This window comes from Streptomyces sp. NPDC048185, from assembly GCF_043202495.1.
Classification (GTDB): Bacteria; Actinomycetota; Actinomycetes; order Streptomycetales; family Streptomycetaceae; genus Streptomyces.
Genome location: NZ_JBIDAN010000007.1, coordinates 18002 through 35902, shown reverse-complemented (window position 1 = coordinate 35902; position 17901 = coordinate 18002). Strand labels below are relative to the sequence as shown.

At 72.7% G+C, this 17901-nt stretch carries 17 protein-coding genes; 6 read left to right on the top strand and 11 right to left on the bottom strand.

Going from position 1 to position 17901, the window contains the following annotated elements; genetic code table 11:
- The first annotated feature begins 69 nt into the window (after positions 1-69).
- A complete protein-coding gene (locus ACGF3H_RS21205) occupies positions 70-813 on the top strand; it encodes a SigE family RNA polymerase sigma factor (protein ID WP_362490409.1) in 744 nt (247 codons plus the stop codon).
- Positions 814-1045: 232 nt separating this feature from the next.
- Here the strand turns inward: ACGF3H_RS21205 and ACGF3H_RS21200 are convergent, their stop codons facing one another.
- The gene (locus ACGF3H_RS21200; protein ID WP_362490406.1) at positions 1046-1759 is read right to left on the bottom strand and encodes a uridine kinase; all 714 of its coding nucleotides are present in this window, start codon (positions 1757-1759) and stop codon (positions 1046-1048) included.
- 280 nt (positions 1760-2039) lie between these two features.
- On the opposite strand from ACGF3H_RS21200, the gene ACGF3H_RS21195 reads away from it, so the two are divergent.
- Positions 2040-2264: a hypothetical protein gene (locus tag ACGF3H_RS21195; protein WP_393816522.1), complete on the top strand. Its 225-nt coding sequence runs from the start codon at positions 2040-2042 to the stop codon at positions 2262-2264.
- Between the two features lie 95 nt (positions 2265-2359).
- On the opposite strand, the gene ACGF3H_RS21190 is transcribed toward ACGF3H_RS21195, so the two are convergent.
- From ACGF3H_RS21190 to deoC, 3 genes are read right to left on the bottom strand one after another with little or no spacing between them, the layout of a single operon-like run.
- Positions 2360-3277 carry an aldehyde dehydrogenase family protein gene (locus ACGF3H_RS21190; RefSeq protein ID WP_362490403.1) on the bottom strand — a complete coding sequence of 306 codons (918 nt, stop codon included), beginning with the start codon at positions 3275-3277 and terminating at the stop codon, positions 2360-2362.
- The gene (locus tag ACGF3H_RS21185; protein ID WP_362490513.1) at positions 3270-4715 is read right to left on the bottom strand and encodes an aldehyde dehydrogenase family protein; all 1446 of its coding nucleotides are present in this window, start codon (positions 4713-4715) and stop codon (positions 3270-3272) included. The genes ACGF3H_RS21190 and ACGF3H_RS21185 overlap by 8 nt, the downstream gene beginning before the upstream one ends.
- Before the next feature lie 12 nt (positions 4716-4727).
- A complete protein-coding gene (deoC, locus tag ACGF3H_RS21180) occupies positions 4728-5711 on the bottom strand; it encodes a deoxyribose-phosphate aldolase (RefSeq protein WP_362490511.1) in 984 nt (327 codons plus the stop codon).
- Positions 5712-5824: 113 nt separating this feature from the next.
- Between deoC and ACGF3H_RS21175 the strand changes: the two genes are divergently transcribed.
- On the top strand, positions 5825-6517 hold the full coding sequence (locus ACGF3H_RS21175) for a PH domain-containing protein (RefSeq protein WP_362490400.1): 693 nt from the start codon (positions 5825-5827) through the stop codon (positions 6515-6517).
- A gap of 169 nt (positions 6518-6686) precedes the next feature.
- On the opposite strand, the gene ACGF3H_RS21170 is transcribed toward ACGF3H_RS21175, so the two are convergent.
- The 4 genes from ACGF3H_RS21170 to ACGF3H_RS21155 all read right to left on the bottom strand — a co-directional run bounded on the left by ACGF3H_RS21170 (position 6687) and on the right by ACGF3H_RS21155 (position 11688).
- A complete protein-coding gene (locus ACGF3H_RS21170) occupies positions 6687-7922 on the bottom strand; it encodes a hypothetical protein (protein ID WP_362490399.1) in 1236 nt (411 codons plus the stop codon).
- 189 nt (positions 7923-8111) lie between these two features.
- Positions 8112-9758: a phospho-sugar mutase gene (locus ACGF3H_RS21165; RefSeq protein WP_362490396.1), complete on the bottom strand. Its 1647-nt coding sequence runs from the start codon at positions 9756-9758 to the stop codon at positions 8112-8114.
- A 575-nt stretch (positions 9759-10333) separates the two neighbouring features.
- A complete protein-coding gene (locus tag ACGF3H_RS21160; RefSeq protein ID WP_362490394.1) occupies positions 10334-11158 on the bottom strand; it encodes a purine-nucleoside phosphorylase in 825 nt (274 codons plus the stop codon).
- 92 nt (positions 11159-11250) lie between these two features.
- Positions 11251-11688 (bottom strand): gamma-glutamylcyclotransferase, encoded by a 438-nt coding sequence (locus ACGF3H_RS21155; RefSeq protein WP_362490393.1) that lies wholly within the window; start codon positions 11686-11688, stop codon positions 11251-11253.
- Between the two features lie 85 nt (positions 11689-11773).
- Between ACGF3H_RS21155 and ACGF3H_RS21150 the strand changes: the two genes are divergently transcribed.
- Entirely contained in the window at positions 11774-13222 is a 1449-nt protein-coding gene (locus tag ACGF3H_RS21150) for an NAD(P)H-quinone dehydrogenase (protein WP_362490390.1), read from the top strand.
- Between the two features lie 188 nt (positions 13223-13410).
- Positions 13411-14388, top strand: coding sequence for a DeoR/GlpR family DNA-binding transcription regulator (locus ACGF3H_RS21145; protein WP_362490389.1), 978 nt, complete (start codon positions 13411-13413; stop codon positions 14386-14388).
- 102 nt (positions 14389-14490) lie between these two features.
- Here ACGF3H_RS21145 and ACGF3H_RS21140 read toward each other — a convergent pair whose 3' ends face one another.
- Entirely contained in the window at positions 14491-16263 is a 1773-nt protein-coding gene (locus ACGF3H_RS21140) for a biotin carboxylase N-terminal domain-containing protein (RefSeq protein WP_362490386.1), read from the bottom strand.
- A gap of 380 nt (positions 16264-16643) precedes the next feature.
- Here ACGF3H_RS21140 and ACGF3H_RS21135 point away from each other — a divergent pair, with 380 nt between their 5' ends.
- Complete coding sequence (locus tag ACGF3H_RS21135) at positions 16644-17117, top strand: hypothetical protein (protein ID WP_362490383.1); 474 nt, start codon at positions 16644-16646, stop codon at positions 17115-17117.
- On the opposite strand, the gene ACGF3H_RS21130 is transcribed toward ACGF3H_RS21135, so the two are convergent.
- Together ACGF3H_RS21130 and mmpB are read right to left on the bottom strand one after the other, a co-directional pair.
- The gene (locus tag ACGF3H_RS21130) at positions 17086-17706 is read right to left on the bottom strand and encodes a nucleoside triphosphate pyrophosphatase (RefSeq protein ID WP_362490382.1); all 621 of its coding nucleotides are present in this window, start codon (positions 17704-17706) and stop codon (positions 17086-17088) included. The two genes, ACGF3H_RS21135 and ACGF3H_RS21130, sit on opposite strands and share 32 nt — an antisense overlap.
- A gap of 32 nt (positions 17707-17738) precedes the next feature.
- Positions 17739-17867 (bottom strand): morphogenic membrane protein MmpB, encoded by a 129-nt coding sequence (mmpB, locus tag ACGF3H_RS21125; protein ID WP_362490380.1) that lies wholly within the window; start codon positions 17865-17867, stop codon positions 17739-17741.
- Positions 17868-17901: the final 34 nt, after the last annotated feature.

Genomic DNA, 17901 nt, shown 5'->3' with positions numbered 1-17901 from the left:
CGCGGCAAGCTTTTCGGCACAGGCAACACCGCAAGCCGAACACCGGAAGTCCACGACGGGGGGCGCGAGATGAACACGCTGAAGGGCACCAGCACCAGCGCAGTGGTCACGCGTCTGCACGACGTGCACGGACACCGGGGTTCCGAGAAGTCCGGTGCCGTGAGCGGGCGGGGGTGCGCTCGCGGTACCGGGCGGCAGCACATCACCTACATGACGGTGGTGGACGCCGCCAAGGGGGGAACGAACGGGGGATCGACGTACGGGGAGGAGCCGGGGGAGCGGAGCTCGCTGTCGGAGGCGGAGTTCACCGCCTACGTCCAGGAGCGCCGCGCCTCCCTGTACGCCACCGCCTACCACCTGACCGGTGACCGTTTCGAGGCCGAGGACCTGCTGCAGAGCGCGCTGTTCTCGACCTACCGGGCGTGGGACCGGATCAGCGACAAGGCGGCCGTCGGCGGATACCTCCGCCGCACCATGACCAACCTGCACATCAGCGCCTGGCGGCGCCGCAAGCTCAACGAGTACCCGACCGAGGAACTGCCGGAGACGCCCGGCGACACGGACGCCATGCGCGGCACCGAACTGCGCACGGTCCTGTGGCAGGCGCTGGCCCGGCTCCCCGAACTCCAGCGCACCATGCTGGTCCTGCGCTACTACGAGGGCCGCACGGACCCGGAGATCGCGGACATCCTCGGCATCAGTGTCGGCACGGTGAAGTCCAGCATCTGGCGCTCGCTGCGCCGGCTGCGCGAGGACGAGGTCCTCAGCTTCGGCCGTGACCGGGAGGACGCCTTCGGCGAACTGGTCGCCTGAAGGTCCGGGGGGACCTGGGGGGGGACCCCGCGAAAAAAGTCGGAGCCCGGGTGTATCACGGGGGTGATCCCGGGCTCTTACTCACGGGGAAGCACCACGGGGGAACACGGGGGGACACGGGGGAACGGGGAACACGGGGGAGCACAAGGAAGCGGGACTGGAGGGCCGGGGGGTCCGTCCAGTCCCGTTCTCTTTGCGTACGTGCCTCGCGTACGTGCCTCGCCTGCGTCCGTCAGGCCGCCGTACGCGTCGTCCGGGCCGTGGGGCGCCGGCCCGCCGCCGCGGCGGCCAGGCGGCCCATCGCCTCGTCCCGGTCGCAGGCGTGGGCGCCCAGGGCCGTCTGCCGGGCGATGATCGACCGCTCCCGGCGCATCAGCCGCCAGCCGCGGCGCAGCAGGAACGGCACGGACTTGCGGCCCTCCCGCAGGTCCCGCAGGAAACGCCGCCGGAAGGTCGTCAGCGGCCCGCGGCTCAGGCACAGCGCGTCGGCCAGCACGCCCAGTTCACGGCAGCGCGACACGATCTCGGCGGCGAAGATGCCCTCCGCGAGGAACAGCGGGGTGCGTCCGACGTCGACCGCGTCCTCGCCGGTGCGGGCGCTCAGCGAGAGGTCGTAGACGGGCACCCGGGTACGGCCCGCCCGGCACAGTTCGGTGATCGCGGCGACGGCCGCGTCCGCGTCCCACGAGCCGGGGTGGTCCCAGTCGATGTCGGAACTCCCCGCCACCAGCGGCAGCGTCGGGTCGGTGCCCTCCTTGTAGAAGTCGTCGAGCCGGAGCACCGGGAGACCGGAGCGGGCGGCGAGGAGGGACTTGCCGGAGCCGGAGGGGCCGCAGAGCAGCACGACTCGCGTCGGTATGGGCGGATGGGAGGTCACGGGACACCAGTGTGAGGCATCGGCCGGTCCTCGTACGAGCCCGCGGACCGGCTTTGCAGTGTGCGTCACACCCCGGCCACGCCACGGGGTGACCTGATCACCCTCCGCGGTGTTGTCACGGCAGTCCGAAGCACCGAACGGCAACCCGTGAGCAAGAGGTGGCAGCAGCGATGGCCCGACACGTCTCCCCCGAAACCCGAACGTCCGGCGCGCCCTGGCCGTCCTCGCGGCCGCCGGTGCGGCCCTGGCCGCGGGCGCGGCGTCGGCCTCCGCGGACGCGGCCGGCCCGGCCGCCGGCCCGGCGCACCCCCGGGTCGCCGCGTCGGACCCCGTCGATCCGCGGGCCGGCGTGGACGCCGTGACCGGCAGCGTCGGCCATGTCGCCGGCCCGGTCGCCGGCCTCAAGCCCAACCCGCTGGCCGGCACCGGCGTCGATCCCCTCGACAACGGCGTGGGCACGCAGGTGGCCGACTTCCGGCCGGTGTCCTCGACGGAGGTGACCCGGCCGGTGGCCCAGGCGGAGTCGCTCGGCGCCGTCCCGGGTGTGGGAGGGGCGACCGGGGTGCTGCGCTGACGCCCACCTGCCCGGGACAACGGCGGAGCCGCGCCCTCCCCGGACGGGGGGAAGGCGCGGCTCGCTCGTGCGGCCCGGGCGCCCGGGCCACCGCCTCAGTACGCGGAGCCGGACGCGCCCAGCGAACCCGTCGGGTGCCAGACCGTCTTGGTCTCCAGGAACGCCGTCATGCGGTCGGTGCCGGGCGCCGCCGACCAGTCGTCCACAGGCTGTGGACGGAGGACGCGCTTCAGGTTGTCCGCCGCCGCGATCTCCAGTTCCTTCGCCAGCGCCTCGTCGGCGCCCGCGAGGTCGATCGCGTTGACGTCCTGGTGCGCGGCCAGCGGCGCGGCGATCTCCGCCGTGCGGCCGGAGAGGATGTTGACCACGCCGCCGGGGAGGTCGGAGGTGGCCAGGACCTCACCGAGGGAGAGGGCCGGGAGCGGGGACTTCTCGCTCGCGATCACGACCGCCGTGTTGCCGGTGGCGATGACCGGGGCGACGACCGAGACCAGGCCCAGGAAGGACGACTCCTGCGGGGCGAGGACCGCGACCACGCCCGTCGGCTCCGGGGAGGAGAGGTTGAAGAACGGACCCGCGACCGGGTTGCCGCCGCCGGTCACCTGGGCGATCTTGTCGGTCCAGCCCGCGTACCAGACCCAGCGGTCGATCGTCGCGTCCACGACCGCGGCCGCCTTCGACTTCGACAGGCCCTCGGCGTCGGCGACCTCCGCGACGTACTGGCCGCGCCGGCCCTCCAGCATCTCGGCGATGCGGTAGAGGATCTGCCCGCGGTTGTACGCCGTCGCCCCGGACCAGCCGCCGAACGCCTTGCGTGCGGCGACCACCGCGTCTCGGGCGTCCTTGCGGGAGGAGAGGGGGGCGTTCGCCAGCCACGTGCCCTTCGCGTCTGTCACCTCGTACACCCGGCCGCTCTCGGAACGCGGGAACTTCCCGCCCACGTACAGCTTGTAGGTCTTGAAGACACTCAGTCGCCCCGCGGCGGAGCCGCTGACGGATACGTGGTCAGACATCGAGGTACGCCTCCAGGCCGTGGCGGCCGCCCTCGCGGCCGAAGCCCGACTCCTTGTAACCGCCGAACGGCGAGGTCGGGTCGAACTTGTTGAACGTGTTGGACCAGACGACGCCCGCGCGGAGCTTGTTCGCGACCGCGAGGATGCGCGAGCCCTTCTCCGTCCAGATGCCCGCCGACAGGCCGTACGGGGTGTTGTTGGCCTTGGCGACGGCCTCGTCCGGGGTGCGGAAGGTCAGCACCGACAGCACCGGGCCGAAGATCTCGTCGCGGGCGACGGTGTGCGCCTGGGTGACGTTCGTGAAGAGCGTCGGGGCGAACCAGTAGCCGGACGAGGGCAGTTCGCAGGACGGCGACCAGCGCTCGGCGCCCTCCGCCTCGCCCTGGTCCGCGAGCGCGGTGATCCGGGCCAGCTGCTCGGCCGAGTTGATCGCGCCGATGTCGGTGTTCTTGTCCAGCGGGTCGCCCAGCCGGAGGGTGGTGAGCCTGCGCTTGAGGGAGTCGAGCAGCTCGTCGTGGACCGACTCCTGGACGAGGAGGCGCGAGCCCGCGCAGCAGACCTGGCCCTGGTTGAAGAAGATGCCGTTGACGATGCCCTCGACGGCCTGGTCGATCGGGGCGTCGTCGAAGACGATGTTGGCGCCCTTGCCGCCCAGCTCCAGGGTGAGCTTCTTGCGGGTGCCCGCGACCGTGCGCGCGATCTCCTTGCCGACGGCCGTGGAGCCCGTGAAGGCGACCTTGTTCACGTCGGGGTGCGCGATCAGCGCGGCACCCGCGCGGCCGTCGCCGGTGACGATGTTGACCACGCCCCGGGGCAGGCCCGCCTGACGGCAGACGTCCGCGAAGAACAGGGCGGACAGCGGGGTCGTCTCGGCGGGCTTGAGGACCACCGTGTTGCCCGTCGCCAGTGCCGGGGCGATCTTCCACGCCAGCATCAGCAGCGGGAAGTTCCAGGGGATGACCTGGCCCGCGACGCCGAGCGGACGCGGGTTCGCGCCGTAACCCGCGTGCTCGAGCTTGTCGGCCCAGCCCGCGTAGTAGAAGAAGTGCGCGGCGACCAGGGGGAGGTCCGCGTCGCGCGTCTCCCGGATCGGCTTGCCGTTGTCCAGGGTCTCCAGGACGGCCAGCTCGCGGCTGCGCTCCTGGATGATCCGGGCGATGCGGAACAGGTACTTCGCGCGCTCGGAGCCGGGCAGCGCCGACCACTTCTCGAAGGCCTTGCGGGCGGCCTTCACCGCGCGGTCGACGTCCGCCTCGCCGGCCTCGGCGACCTCGGAGAGGACCTCCTCGGTGGACGGCGAGACGGTCTTGAAGACCTTGCCGTCGGCCGCCTCGGCGAACTCGCCGTCGATGAACAGGCCGTACGACGGGGCGATGTCGACGACCGCGCGGGACTCGGGCGCCGGTGCGTACGCGAAAACAGGTGTCTGCTTGTCCATGGTCATGAGGTCTCAGTCCACCGTCACGTAGTCGGGGCCGGAGTAGCGGCCGGAGGCCAGCTTCTGGCGCTGCATCAGCAGGTCGTTCAGGAGCGAGGAGGCGCCGAAGCGGAACCAGTGGTTGTCCAGCCAGTCCTGGCCCGCGGTCTCGTTGACCAGGACCAGGAACTTGATCGCGTCCTTCGCGGTGCGGATGCCGCCGGCCGGCTTCACGCCGACCTGGACGCCCGTCTGCGCGCGGAAGTCACGGACCGCCTCCAGCATCAGCAGGGTGTTGGCGGGCGTGGCGTTGACCGCGACCTTGCCGGTGGAGGTCTTGATGAAGTCGGCCCCGGCCAGCATGCCGAGCCAGCTCGCGCGGCGGATGTTGTCGTACGTCGACAGCTCGCCGGTCTCGAAGATGACCTTCAGACGGGCGGACGTCCCGCAGGCCTCCTTCACGGCCACGATCTCGTCGTACACCTTCAGGTAGTTCCCCGCGAGGAACGCGCCGCGGTCGATGACCATGTCGACCTCGTCCGCACCGGCCGTCACGGCCTCGCGCACGTCGGCCAGCTTGACGGCCAGCGAGGCACGGCCCGCCGGGAACGCCGTGGCGACCGAGGCGACCTTGACGTCCGAGCCGGCGACGGCCTCCTTGGCGACGGGCACCATGTCGGGATAGACGCAGACGGCCGCCGTGGCGGGGCTCGTCCGGTCCGTCGGGTCGGGGCGGACCGCCTTGGTGCCGAGCGCCCGGACCTTGCCCGGGGTGTCCGCGCCTTCCAGCGTCGTCAGGTCGACCATGGAGATGGCCAGGTCGAGCGCGTACGCCTTCGCGGTGGTCTTGATGGAACGGGTGCCGAGCGAGGCGGCGCGCGCCTCCAGGCCGACCGCGTCGACGCCGGGCAGCCCGTGGAGGAAGCGGCGCAGCGTGCTGTCGGACGCGGTGACGTCCGTGAGTCCGTGGGCGGACGCAGCGGATGCAACGGGTGCAGCGGATGCAGTGGTGGGCATGGTCACCAGCCGAGCATATCTACGCGCGTAGCGGCTGTACAGTCTCCGGCGCTCGTCCGCCGGACCGGCACCGCGGCCGAGGCCCGCCCGGCCCGTCGGGCACAATCGGCAGCATGACGACCCCGCAGCCCCAGTCACCCGCGCCCCAGCCCTCGGAACCCGCGTCCAAGGACAGGGTCTACCGCTCGCTCGCGGGCATCGTCGGCGGTGTCCTGCTGCTCGCCCTCGTCGCCTGGCTCGGGATCGACGCGGTGGTCTCGGGCGAGGGGAGCACCCCGTGGAAGGCGCTCGCCACGATGCTGCTCGTCGTTCCGCTCGCCTTCGCCTACACCCTGCGGCCCGCCGTCTTCGCCAACGAGGAGCGGCTGCGCGTCCGCAACCCGCTTCGCGTCCTCGTGCTGCCCTGGGACCAGGTCGCCTCGCTGCGGTCCGGTTACTCCAACGAGGTCCTCGACCGGTCCGGCACCAAGTACCAGCTGTGGGCCATCCCCGTCTCGCTGCGGGCCCGCAAGAAGGCGGCACAGCGGGAGGACCGGCGCCTCGCCGGGGAGACCCGGGGGCGCGGCGGCCTCGGGGGCATGACCGGCGGCACCGGGCCCGGGGCCGTCGCGGACGGGCCGGTGCGGGCGGAGGGCGACCGGGCCATGGACGAACTGCGCGCGCTGCTCGAGGCGCGTGAGGAGCGGGCCGACGTCGCGCAGGCCGACGCCGTGCGGGGCGAGATCAGCGTCCGCTGGGCCTACGAGATCGTCGCGCCGGCGGTGGCCGGGGCCGTGCTGCTGGCGGTGCTGCTGATCGTGGGGTGACGCTGCGGGTCGCTGCTGCGGGCTGCGGCCGCGGGTCGCGGCTGCGGGCTGGGTGCGGCGGCTTGGCTGTGGCTGCGGGTCGGGGGCGCGCATGCGGCGTTGTGGCTGTGGGTCTGGGGCGCGCATGCGGCGGTGTGGCTGTGCGGCGTGGCCGGTTTTTGCGGCCCCGCTAGGGCGCGGCCGGCCAGATCAGGAGCATGTACGCCCCGCAGTACGCCGAGCCCAGCACCGCCGCCGTCAGGGTCAGTGCGCGGTGGCGCGCGGAGGCGCGGGACAGGTGCACGGCCAGCGGCAGCAGCAGCGGGAAGGCCGGCAGCAGGAATCGGGCCCTCGGGAAGTAGACCCCGCCGCTGCCCAGGACGATCACCAGCAGGACGCCGGTGAAGACCAGCAGCGGCAGCGGCTGGCGGTCCCACGCCGACAGGCCGAACAGCACCACCGACGCGATCAGCGTGAGGGTCACCATCACCAGGAACAGCTGCGGTGTCGGATCGCGCCACAGCAGCCAGCGCACCTGGTGCAGCGTCCGCCGGCCGCCGTCCAGCTCGTTGTGCCACAGCCGCTGCACCGCGAAGTAGCCGTCCCAGCGGCCCAGCCTGAGGCCCACCCAGCCGAGGTACGCGCACCAGCCGAGCGGTGCGAGGGCCGCGGCGGCGAACACGCGGGGGCGCAGGGTGCGGTGGCGGACCAGGTGCACCAGGGCCGTCACCGTGACCGCCGCCGCCACCGCGATGCCGGTCGGCCGGGTCAGGCCCGCCAGTGCGGCGCAGCCGGCCGCCCACAGCCAGCGGCCGCTGAGCACCGCGTACAGCGACCAGGCCGCGCACGCCGTGAACAGGGACTCCGTGTACCCCATCCACTGCACCGCGGCGACCGGGAACGCGGCCCACAGCGTGGTGAGCAGCACGCCGACCCGTCGGCCGTACAGACGGTCGCCCACCGCGAAGATCCCCCAGGCCGCGATCAGCGAGGCGACGACGGCGAGGCCGAGGCCCGTGGAGGCGCGGGTGCCCGGAGTGAGGACCGCCACGGCCTTCACCAGGACCGGGTAGAGCGGGAAGAAGGCCAGGTCGTTGGCGTTGAGGGCGGTGCCGAGCTCGTGGGTGTAGCCGTGGTCGGCGATCCCCAGGTACCAGTCGGAGTCCCACTGCGCGGCCAGGATCACCCAGAGATCCTGGTTCCGGCGGTGGGCCCAGACGGCGAGCAGCAGCAGTCCCGTGCCGCGTACGGCGAGGTAGGCGCCGAGGGCCGGGGCGGCGCGGTGTGCGGCGCGCAGCAGCCGCCGGGCGTGGGTGCGGGTGCGGATGCTGCGCTGCGGGGGCGGCGTGGCGGGAGTGCGGTCGTGGGGGCGCCGGGTGCCTGGGATGTGTCCGCTCTGGGTGGTTCGGGGGGCGGTCGAGGACACGGCGGCGGCTCCCTGCGGTGCTCGGCGGTGCGGTTTCCGGTCCACCGTTGCCCGCAGGGCGGCCAGGAACGTGCAGGGCGGGTCAACGGGTGGGGGGAAATCACCCGATGGGGTGCCGCCGGGTGGGGGCACCCCGTCGCCGGGGCCCGGGCGGCCGTCCTGCACGGGCGCCGCCCGGGTGGGGCCGCGTCAGATGCCCGCCGCCGCCGAAAGGTCCCGCTTCAGCGCCGTCAGCAGCTCCGTCGCCTTCGCGCGGGCCTCGGGGAGGGCGGCGTGCGCGGCGACCGGGACGACGACCTCCAGGTAGCACTTCAGCTTGGGCTCCGTGCCGCTCGGGCGGACGATCACCCGGGCGCCGTCGAGCGTGTAGCGCAGGCCGTCCGTGGGCGGGAGCGTGTCCGTGCCCCGGGTGAGGTCCTCGGCCCTCGTGACCGGCAGGCCCGCGAGCCGGGCGGGGGGCTGTTCACGCAGGCGGTGCATCGCGGCGGCGATCAGGGAGAGGTCCTCGACGCGGACCGAGAGCTGGTCGGTGGCGTGCAGGCCGTGCTCCACGGCGAGGTCGTCGAGCAGGTCGAGGAGCGTGCGGTTCTCGGCCTTGAGGACGGAGGCGAGTTCCGTGATCAGCAGCGCCGCGGTGATGCCGTCCTTGTCGCGGACGCCCTCCGGGTCGACGCAGTAGCCGAGGGCCTCCTCGTAGCCGTAGCGGATGTTCTCCACGCGGGCGATCCACTTGAAGCCGGTGAGGGTCTCCTCGTACGGCAGGCCCGCCTTCTCCGCGATGCGGCCGAGGAGGGAGGAGGAGACGATCGACTCGGCGAACGTGCCGTGCGCGCCGCGGGTGACCAGGTGGGCGGCGAGGAGCGCGCCGACCTCGTCGCCGCGGAGCATGCGCCAGTCGGTGCCGTCGTGGACCGCGACGGCGCAGCGGTCGGCGTCCGGGTCGTTGGCAATGACCAGGTCGGCGCTCGTCTCGCGGGCCTTCGCGAAGGCCAGGTCCATCGCGCCGGGCTCTTCCGGGTTGGGGAAGGCGACGGTGGGGAAGTCCGGGTCGGGCTCGGCCTGCTCGGCGACGAGGGCGGGCTCCGGGAAGCCGGCGCGGGCGAAGGCGGCGAGGAGGGTGTCCTTGCCGACGCCGTGCATCGCCGTGTAGACGGTGCGGGCGGTGCGGGGGGAGCCGGGGGCGAGGACGGCGTCCGTGCGGGCGAGGTAGGCGTCCAGGACGTCGGCGCCCAGGGTCTGCCAGCCGGTGGTGGGGCGGGGAACGTCGTTCAGGGAGCGTACGGCGTCGATCTCCGCGGCGATGCCGGCGTCGGCGGGCGGCACGATCTGGGAGCCGTCGCCGAGATAGACCTTGTAGCCGTTGTCGCGGGGCGGGTTGTGGCTGGCGGTGACCTCGATCCCGGCGACCGCGCCGAGGTGGCGGATGGCGAACGCCAGGACGGGGGTGGGCAGGGGGCGGGGGAGGACGGCGGCCCTCAGGCCGGCGCCGGTCATGACCGCGGCGGTGTCGCGGGCGAAGTCGGCGGACTTGTGGCGGGCGTCGTAGCCGATGACGACGAGGCCGGCCGTGACGTCCCCGTGGGGGATCCCCTGCTTCTTCAGGTACGCGGCGAGGCCGGCGGCGGCCCGGATGACGACGGAGCGGTTCATGCGCATCGGGCCGGCGCCCAGTTCGCCGCGCAGGCCCGCGGTGCCGAACTGGAGGGTGCCGGAGAAGCGTGCGGTGAGCTCGGCGTGGTCCTCGGTGTCGATGAGCTTGGCGAGTTCCGCGCGGGTGTCCGCGTCGGGGTCCTCGGCCAGCCATGCCTTGGCCCGTGCGAGGAGGTCGTCGTGCACGTCGGTCAGCCTCTCGTGTGGTCGGTGGGTCGGTCTCGTACGTCGCGCCTGCCCGGCGGGTGGGGCGGGGTGCCGGGTGCCTCCGGCGGTGGTGCCGTGTGCGGGGTGCCTGCGGCGGCCTGTGCGGGTTCGGTGGGGGTGCGCGTAGCGCTTTCGGTGGTGTGTGGGTCGGGGCCGCGCCGGGGGGTGTCCGTCCTCGGAACGGCGCGGAATCGGTCCCTTTCCAGCAGGCGGGGCGTTGACGCGCCAACCGCTGCGGGCGGACACCCCCCGACACGTCCCCTTCCCGCCGTACGCGTCTGACCGTCGTCCCCCCATCCGGCTGCGGTCCGGTCCGCCGTCCCGCCCCAGCTGCGGGCTGCCGCCCGTCCCGCCCTAGCTGCGGGCAGTCGTGCCGCTGGGGCGGCACGGGTGGGCGCAGCGGCACCCCGGCAGCGCCGGGTACCGCGACCCACCCCCGGCCCGCACCCGCGCCGGGCACTCGGCAGCGCCGGGCACCGCGACCCACCCCCGGCCCACAGCCGCGCCGGGCCGCGTGGCCCTGGGCGACCCCGGGCCGCGAGGCGCCGGTGTTGTTACAGCCGGCCGAGCACCTGCGTCAGCAGCGCGCCCATCCGCGTCGCGGAGTCGCGGCCCGCCTGCAGGACCTCCTCGTGGTTGAGGGGCTCGCCCGTCATGCCCGCCGCCAGGTTGGTCACCAGCGAGATGCCGAGCACCTCCGCGCCGGCCTCGCGGGCGGCGATCGCCTCCAGGACCGTCGACATGCCCACCAGGTCGGCCCCGATGACGCGCGCCATGCGGATCTCCGCGGGCGTCTCGTAGTGCGGGCCGGGGAACTGGGCGTAGACGCCCTCCTCCAGCGTGGGGTCGACCTCCTTGCACAGGGCGCGCAGGCGGGGGGAGTAGAGGTCGGTGAGGTCGACGAAGTTCGCGCCGACGATGGGGGAGGTGGCGGTGAGGTTGATGTGGTCGCTGATCAGGACCGGCTGGCCGGGGCGCATGCCCTCGCGCAGGCCGCCGCAGCCGTTGGTCAGGATGATCGTCTTGGCGCCGGCGGCGACGGCCGTGCGGACGCCGTGGGAGACGGCGGCGACGCCGTGGCCCTCGTAGTAGTGGGTGCGGCCCAGGAAGACCAGCGCACGCTTGTCACCGATGGAGTACGAGCGGATCTTGCCGCCGTGGCCCTCCACTGCGGGCTTGGGGAAGCCCGGCAGGTCGGTGACCTGGAGATCGGCCTCGGGGTCGCCCAGGGCGTCCACGGCCGGTGCCCAGCCGGAGCCCATCACGAGGGCTACGTCGTGGGTCTCGGCGCCGGTGAGTTCGCGCAGGCGGGCCGCGGCGGCGTCGGCGGCGGCGTAGGGGTCGCCCTGGATGTCGTCCGGAAGAAGAGATGCGTTCACGCCGATGAGGGTAGCCGGTTTACGCCTACGCGCGTAGATGACGGAGCTCACGGGATTGCGATTGTTGTTTTGTTGTTTCTGACGAGCGCCGCTCAGCAGGGACGCTTGCGGAGCTCCATGACGTAGTCGTGGGGCGCGCCCGCCGATTCCGCCGCGTCGGCCACCTCGCCCAGGTAGCGGGCGGAGGGCAGGCCGCCCTCGTAGGCGTTCAGGACGTACGTCCAGGCACCCTCCTCGCCGTCCAGGGTGTGCACGCGGACGCGCATGCGGCGGTATATGTCCATGCCCACGCCCTCCCAGCGGTCGAGCGAGTCCTCGTCCATCGGGGCGACGTCGTAGAGGGCCACGAAGACCTGGGAGATCGGATCCTCCACCAGGGTGGCGAGCGCGCCCTCCCAGCCCATGTGCTCGCCCCCGAAGGTCAGCCGCCACCCGTTCAGCCAGCCGGTGGCGCGCAGCGGCGAGTGCGGGGCGCGGCGGGTCATCAACCGCGCGTCGAGGTTGCCGGCGTACGCGGCGTAGAGCGACATGGGGAGAGCGTACGGCAGGCGTCCCGGGCGTCGCTCTTGTCACAGGCGTGCCCCCGGGCGGCCCCGCGTCGAGCGGTGCGGGACAATGGAGTACGTGACTCGGATCGTGATCATCGGTGGCGGACCCGGCGGATATGAAGCGGCCCTGGTGGCCGCGCAGCTCGGCGCGGAGGTGACCGTCGTCGACTGCGACGGTCTGGGCGGGGCGTCGGTGCTGACCGACTGCGTGCCGTCCAAGACTCTGATCGCCACGGCCGAGGTGATGACGACCTTCGACTCGTCCTACGAGGAGCTGGGGATCATCGTCGCCGACGACACCCCGCCCATGGAGCAGGCCGCCCGGGTGGTGGGGGTCGACCTGGGGAAGGTCAACCGCCGTGTGAAGCGGCTCGCGCTGGCGCAGTCGCACGACATCACCGCGTCGGTGACCCGCGCCGGTGCCCGGGTGATGCGCGGGCGCGGGCGGCTGGAGGGCATGCAGGCCCTCGACGGCTCGCGCAAGGTCGTGGTCCGCGCCGCCGACGGGAGCGAGGAGACGCTGACCGCGGACGCGGTGCTGATCGCGACCGGCGGGCACCCGCGTGAGCTGCCCGACGCGCGGCCCGACGGTGAGCGCATCCTGAACTGGACCCAGGTCTACGACCTGGAGGAGCTGCCGGAGGAGCTCATCGTCGTCGGGTCCGGTGTGACCGGTGCCGAGTTCGCCGGTGCCTACCAGGCGCTGGGGTCCAAGGTGACGCTCGTGTCGTCGCGGGACCGGGTGCTGCCCGGCGAGGACCCGGACGCCGCCGCCGTCCTGGAGGACGTGTTCCGGCGGCGCGGCATGAACGTCATGGCGCGGTCGCGGGCCCAGTCCGCCAAACGGGTCGGGGACCGGGTGGAGGTGACGCTGGCCGACGGGCGTGTCATCACCGGGTCGCACTGCCTGATGGCCGTCGGCGCCATCCCCAACACCGAGGGCATGGGTCTGGAGGAGGCCGGGGTCAAGCTCAAGGACTCCGGGCACATCCGCACCGACCGGGTGTCGAGGACCTCGGCCCCCGGCGTGTACGCCGCCGGTGACGTCACCGGTGTCTTCGCGCTGGCCTCGGTGGCGGCGATGCAGGGGCGGATCGCCATGTACCACTTCCTGGGGGACGCGGTCACGCCGCTGAACCTCAAGACGGTCTCCGCCAACGTCTTCACCGACCCCGAGATCGCCACGGTCGGGTACTCGCAGGCCGACGTCGACGCCGGCAAGATCGACGCCCGTGTGGTGAAGCTGCCGCTGCTGCGCAACCCGCGCGCCAAGATGCAGGGCATCCGGGACGGCTTCGTCAAGATCTTCTGCCGGCCCGGCACGGAGATCGTGGTGGGCGGTGTGGTCGTGGCGCCGCGCGCCTCCGAGCTCATCCACCCCATCTCGATCGCGGTCGACAACAACCTGACGGTCGAGCAGATCGCGAACGCCTTCACCGTCTACCCCTCCCTCTCGGGGTCGATCGCGGAGGTGGCGCGTCAGCTGCACACCCGGAAGACCAACGGCGAGGGCTAGGGGTGTCGTTCGGATCAGGCCAACACACCTAGCGGCCGGAATCGACTCCCCGTCGGTCACGGGGAGTTGCGGGGCTTGCGGGCGGCATAGTCGCGCGTATACCACTTCCGCCCCTGACGTGCGAACAACTTCTGTTATTCGGCGCATACTGCTGAAAGCAGACGGTCGTTCGGGTTACTGTCAGTTTCGTGTTCGCTGCAGAACGTCGCCAATTGATCCTCGAAATGGTGCGAGCGAACGGGGCCGTGTCGCTCCGTGAGCTCGCCCGCGTCGTCCAGACCTCCGAAGTGACCGTACGGCGGGACGTGCGCGCACTGGAGGCAGAAGGACTCCTCGACCGCCGGCACGGCGGTGCGGTACTGCCGGGCGGGTTCACGCGAGAATCCGGCTTTCCGCAGAAGTCCCATCTCGCGACCGCCGAGAAGACGGCCATCGCCGACCTGGCCGCGGGGCTCGTCGAAGAGGGCGAGGCCATCGTGGTGGGGGCGGGGACCACGACCCAGGAGCTGGCGCGCCGGCTCGCGCGGGTGCCGGGACTCACCGTCGTCACCAACTCGCTGCTGGTGGCCCAGGCCCTCGCCCACGCCAACCGCGTCGAGGTCGTGATGACCGGCGGCACGCTGAGGGGCTCCAACTACGCCCTGGTCGGCAGCGGTGCCGAGCAGTCCCTCCAGGGGCTGCGGGTGTCCAAGGCCTTCCTGTCCGGGGCGGGGCTGACGGCGGAGCGGGGCCTGTCCACGTCCAACATGCTGTCGGCCTCCGTCGACCGCGCGCTGGTGCAGGCCGCCGCCGAGGTCGTCGTTCTCGCCGACCACTCCAAGCTGGGCACGGACACCATGTTCCAGACCGTGCCGACGGACCTCATCACCCGACTGGTGACCGACGAGCCGCCCGGTCACGACGACCGTGCGGCCACCGAGCTCCAGGCGCTGGCCGACCAGGGCGTGCAGATCGCCGTGGCCGGGGCGTCGGGAGGTGCGAGCGGGGCGGGAAACCCCCAGGCCGCCGGGGCTGACCCGGCGCGTCAGCAGCGCCGAGACGTGCCGCTGCCCGGGCCGCGTCGGCAGGTCCCCGGGGCGGGGCCGACGCTGCGGACGGCCACGGCACTGGGCGAGCCGGGCGCCGGGGCCGAACGGGCCCGGGTCGCGGATCTGCGCCGGCGCTGAGGTGCCGCACGGTCCGTCGCGTCCCCGTGAACGACGGGGCGCCCGGCGGACCGTGTGAGGTGGCCCGCCGGGCGCCCCGGCCGTGCTGCTGTCGCGCGGGTGTCAGTCCTTGATCTCGCAGATCGCGGCACCCGAGGTGATGGACGCGCCGACCTCGGCGCCCAGGCCCTTGATGGTGCCGGACTTGTGGGCGTTGAGGGGCTGCTCCATCTTCATGGCCTCCAGGACGACGATCAGGTCGCCCTCCTGGACCTCCTGGCCCTCCTCCACCGCGATCTTCACGATGGTGCCCTGCATCGGGGAGGCGAGGGTGTCACCGGAGGCCGCGGGACCGGACTTCTTCGCCGCGCGGCGCTTCGGCTTGGCGCCGGCCGCCAGACCGGTGCGGGCCAGGGACATGCCCAGCGACGACGGGAGGGAGACCTCCAGACGCTTGCCGCCGACCTCGACGACGACCGTCTCGCGGCCCGCGTCCTCGTCCGCCTCGGCGTCCGCGGGGGCGGCGAACGGCTTGATCTCGTTGACGAACTCCGTCTCGATCCAGCGGGTGTGGACCGTGAACGGGTCGCTGGAGCCGGTCAGCTCGGGGGCGAAGGCGGGGTCACGCACGACCACGCGGTGGAACGGGATCGCCGTGGCCATGCCCTCGACCTGGAACTCCTCCAGCGCGCGGGCGGCGCGCTGCAGGGCCTCCTTGCGGGTGCGGCCGGTGACGATCAGCTTCGCGAGCAGCGAGTCCCACGCCGGGCCGATGACGCTGCCGGACTCCACGCCCGCGTCCAGGCGGACACCCGGGCCGGAGGGCGGCGCGAACGTGGTGACGGTGCCGGGGGCGGGCAGGAAGCCCCGGCCCGGGTCCTCGCCGTTGATGCGGAACTCGAACGAGTGGCCGCGCAGCTCCGGGTCGCCGTAGCCGAGCTCCTCGCCGTCGGCGATGCGGAACATCTCGCGGACCAGGTCGATGCCGGCGACCTCCTCGGTGACCGGGTGCTCCACCTGGAGGCGCGTGTTGACCTCCAGGAAGGAGATCGTGCCGTCCATGCCGACGAGGAACTCGACGGTGCCGGCGCCGACGTAGCCGGCCTCCTTCAGGATCGCCTTGGAGGACGAGTACAGCTCCGCCATCTGGGCGTCGGACAGGAAGGGGGCGGGGGCCTCCTCCACCAGCTTCTGGTGGCGGCGCTGGAGCGAGCAGTCACGGGTGGAGACGACGACCACGTTGCCGTGCTGGTCGGCCAGGCACTGGGTCTCCACGTGGCGGGGCTTGTCGAGGTAGCGCTCGACGAAGCACTCGCCGCGGCCGAACACCGCCACCGCCTCACGGACGGCCGAGTCGTACAGCTCCGGCACCTCTTCGAGGGTGCGGGCGACCTTCAGGCCGCGTCCGCCGCCGCCGAAGGCCGCCTTGATGGCGATCGGCAGGCCGTGCTCCTTCGCGAAGGCCACGACCTCCTCCGCGCCCGAGACGGGGTCCGGGGTCCCGGCGACCAGCGGGGCACCGGCCCGCTGGGCGATGTGCCGGGCCGCGACCTTGTCACCCAGGTCGCGGATGGCCTGCGGCGGCGGGCCGATCCAGATCAGCCCCGCGTCCAGAACGGCCTGCGCGAACTCGGCGTTCTCCGAGAGGAAGCCGTAGCCGGGGTGGATGGCGTCCGCGCCCGACTCGCTCGCGGCCTTGAGTACCTTGGCGATGTCCAGGTAGCTGGTGGCGGGGGTGTCACCACCCAGGGCGAACGCCTCATCAGCGGCGCGGACATGCAGAGCGTCCCGGTCCGGGTCCGCGTAGACGGCCACGCTCGCGATCCCGGCGTCCCGGCAGGCCCGGGCCACGCGGACAGCGATTTCGCCACGGTTGGCGATGAGCACCTTGCGCACGATTGAGGCTCCCTCCTTGAAACAAGCCGAGTTTAGGGACTGCCGACACGGCACTTCGACCCGTCCCCAATGGTGAGCTTGCCCACACGGAGCGTGATTCGAGGCTCGCTCGACCCGCGAAATCCCTTGCAGTACCGCGATACGCAGGACTCCTCGGGCAAACCCTAGCCCCCCGATGTGGTCAAGGTCTCTGTGAGAGCGTGCTGCGGGCCACTCCGTTTCTTTGTGGAGTCCCTACGAATGGCCCAATGATTCTTTGCCCGCGGCAGACCTCTTGTCGCGAGGTTTACCCGTTAGTAGCGTGCGAGTCGTCTCGAACGTACTTGGGGTAACAGCTGTCCTGTGCGGCAGCGGTCGAAAGTGGGTGGGGACCGGTGGCGATGCGCAGGCCGGTGGCGTGGATCGTGGCGGTCGTCCTCTTCGCGGAGGCGCTCGGCGTCGCCGCGCTGAACTGGTTCCTGGGGGTCGTCGTCGACCGGCAGGAGATGTCCCTGGCCGGCCTCGACCCGGACACCATGTCCGTGTCCTCGAAGATCGGCGGCGTTGTCTTCGGTCTCTACTTCGCGCTCTGCGGGCTGGTGGCCCTGCTCGTGGCGCTGCGCGACCGCCGTCCCGCCGGAGTGGGCCGCGTCCTGCTGATCAGCGCGGCCGTGGTGCACGGGCTGCTCGGCGCCTTCACCTGGGGCCTGGTGGGCTGGAGCGCCTTCCTGTTCATGCTGGTGGTGCTCGGTCTCATCGTGCTGCTGCTGATGACCTACGACGGCCGGGAGGAACCGGCCGCCGGGCCGGCCGGGGACGGCAAGGGCGAGGGCGGCTCGCCGGTCAGTCCGCCGCCGGCGCCCACAGCTCCGTGATGCCGATGCCGAGCTCGGCGAGGAGGCGCCGCAGGAGGGGCAGGCTGAGGCCGATCACGTTGCCGTGGTCGCCCTCGATGCCGTCGATGAACGGCGCCGAGCGGCCGTCCAGGGTGAAGGCCCCGGCGACGTACAGCGGCTCGCCCGAGGCGACGTAGGCGGCGATCTCCTCGTCGGTCGGTTCGCCGAAGCGGACGACGGTGGAGGCCGTGGCCGAGACATGGCGGCCGTCGGCGGTGTCCCAGACGCAGTGGCCGGTCTGCAGCGTGCCCGCCCGCCCGCGCATCGCCTTCCAGCGGGCGGTGGCCTCCTCGGCGTCGGCGGGCTTGCCGAGGGCCTGCCCGTCCAGGTCCAGCACCGAGTCGCAGCCGATCACCAGCGCGCCCCGCACGTCGGGCCTGGCGGCCACCACGGAGGCCTTGGCCTCGGCGAGGGCGAGGGCCAGCTCGGCGGGGGTGGGGGCGGTCACGGCGTCCTCGTCGACGCCGCTCACGAGCACCTCGGGGTCGAGCCCGGCCTGGCGCAGCAGCCCGAGCCGGGCGGGGGACTGGGAGGCGAGGACGAGCCGCCTGCGGCGCTGATCAGTCATGGGGTCAGGTTAGCCACCCGGACGGGCCCGGCTCACCTCAGACCGATCACGATCATCGCCAGCACCATGGCCGAGGCCAGGAGGACGCTCAGCCGCCGCAGCATGTGCTGCATGTCGCGCAGCTCCTCGGGCGGCTCGTTCTCGGGGTCGGACCACAGCATTCCACCAGCGTGGGGCCGGGTGGTGGAGGGGCGC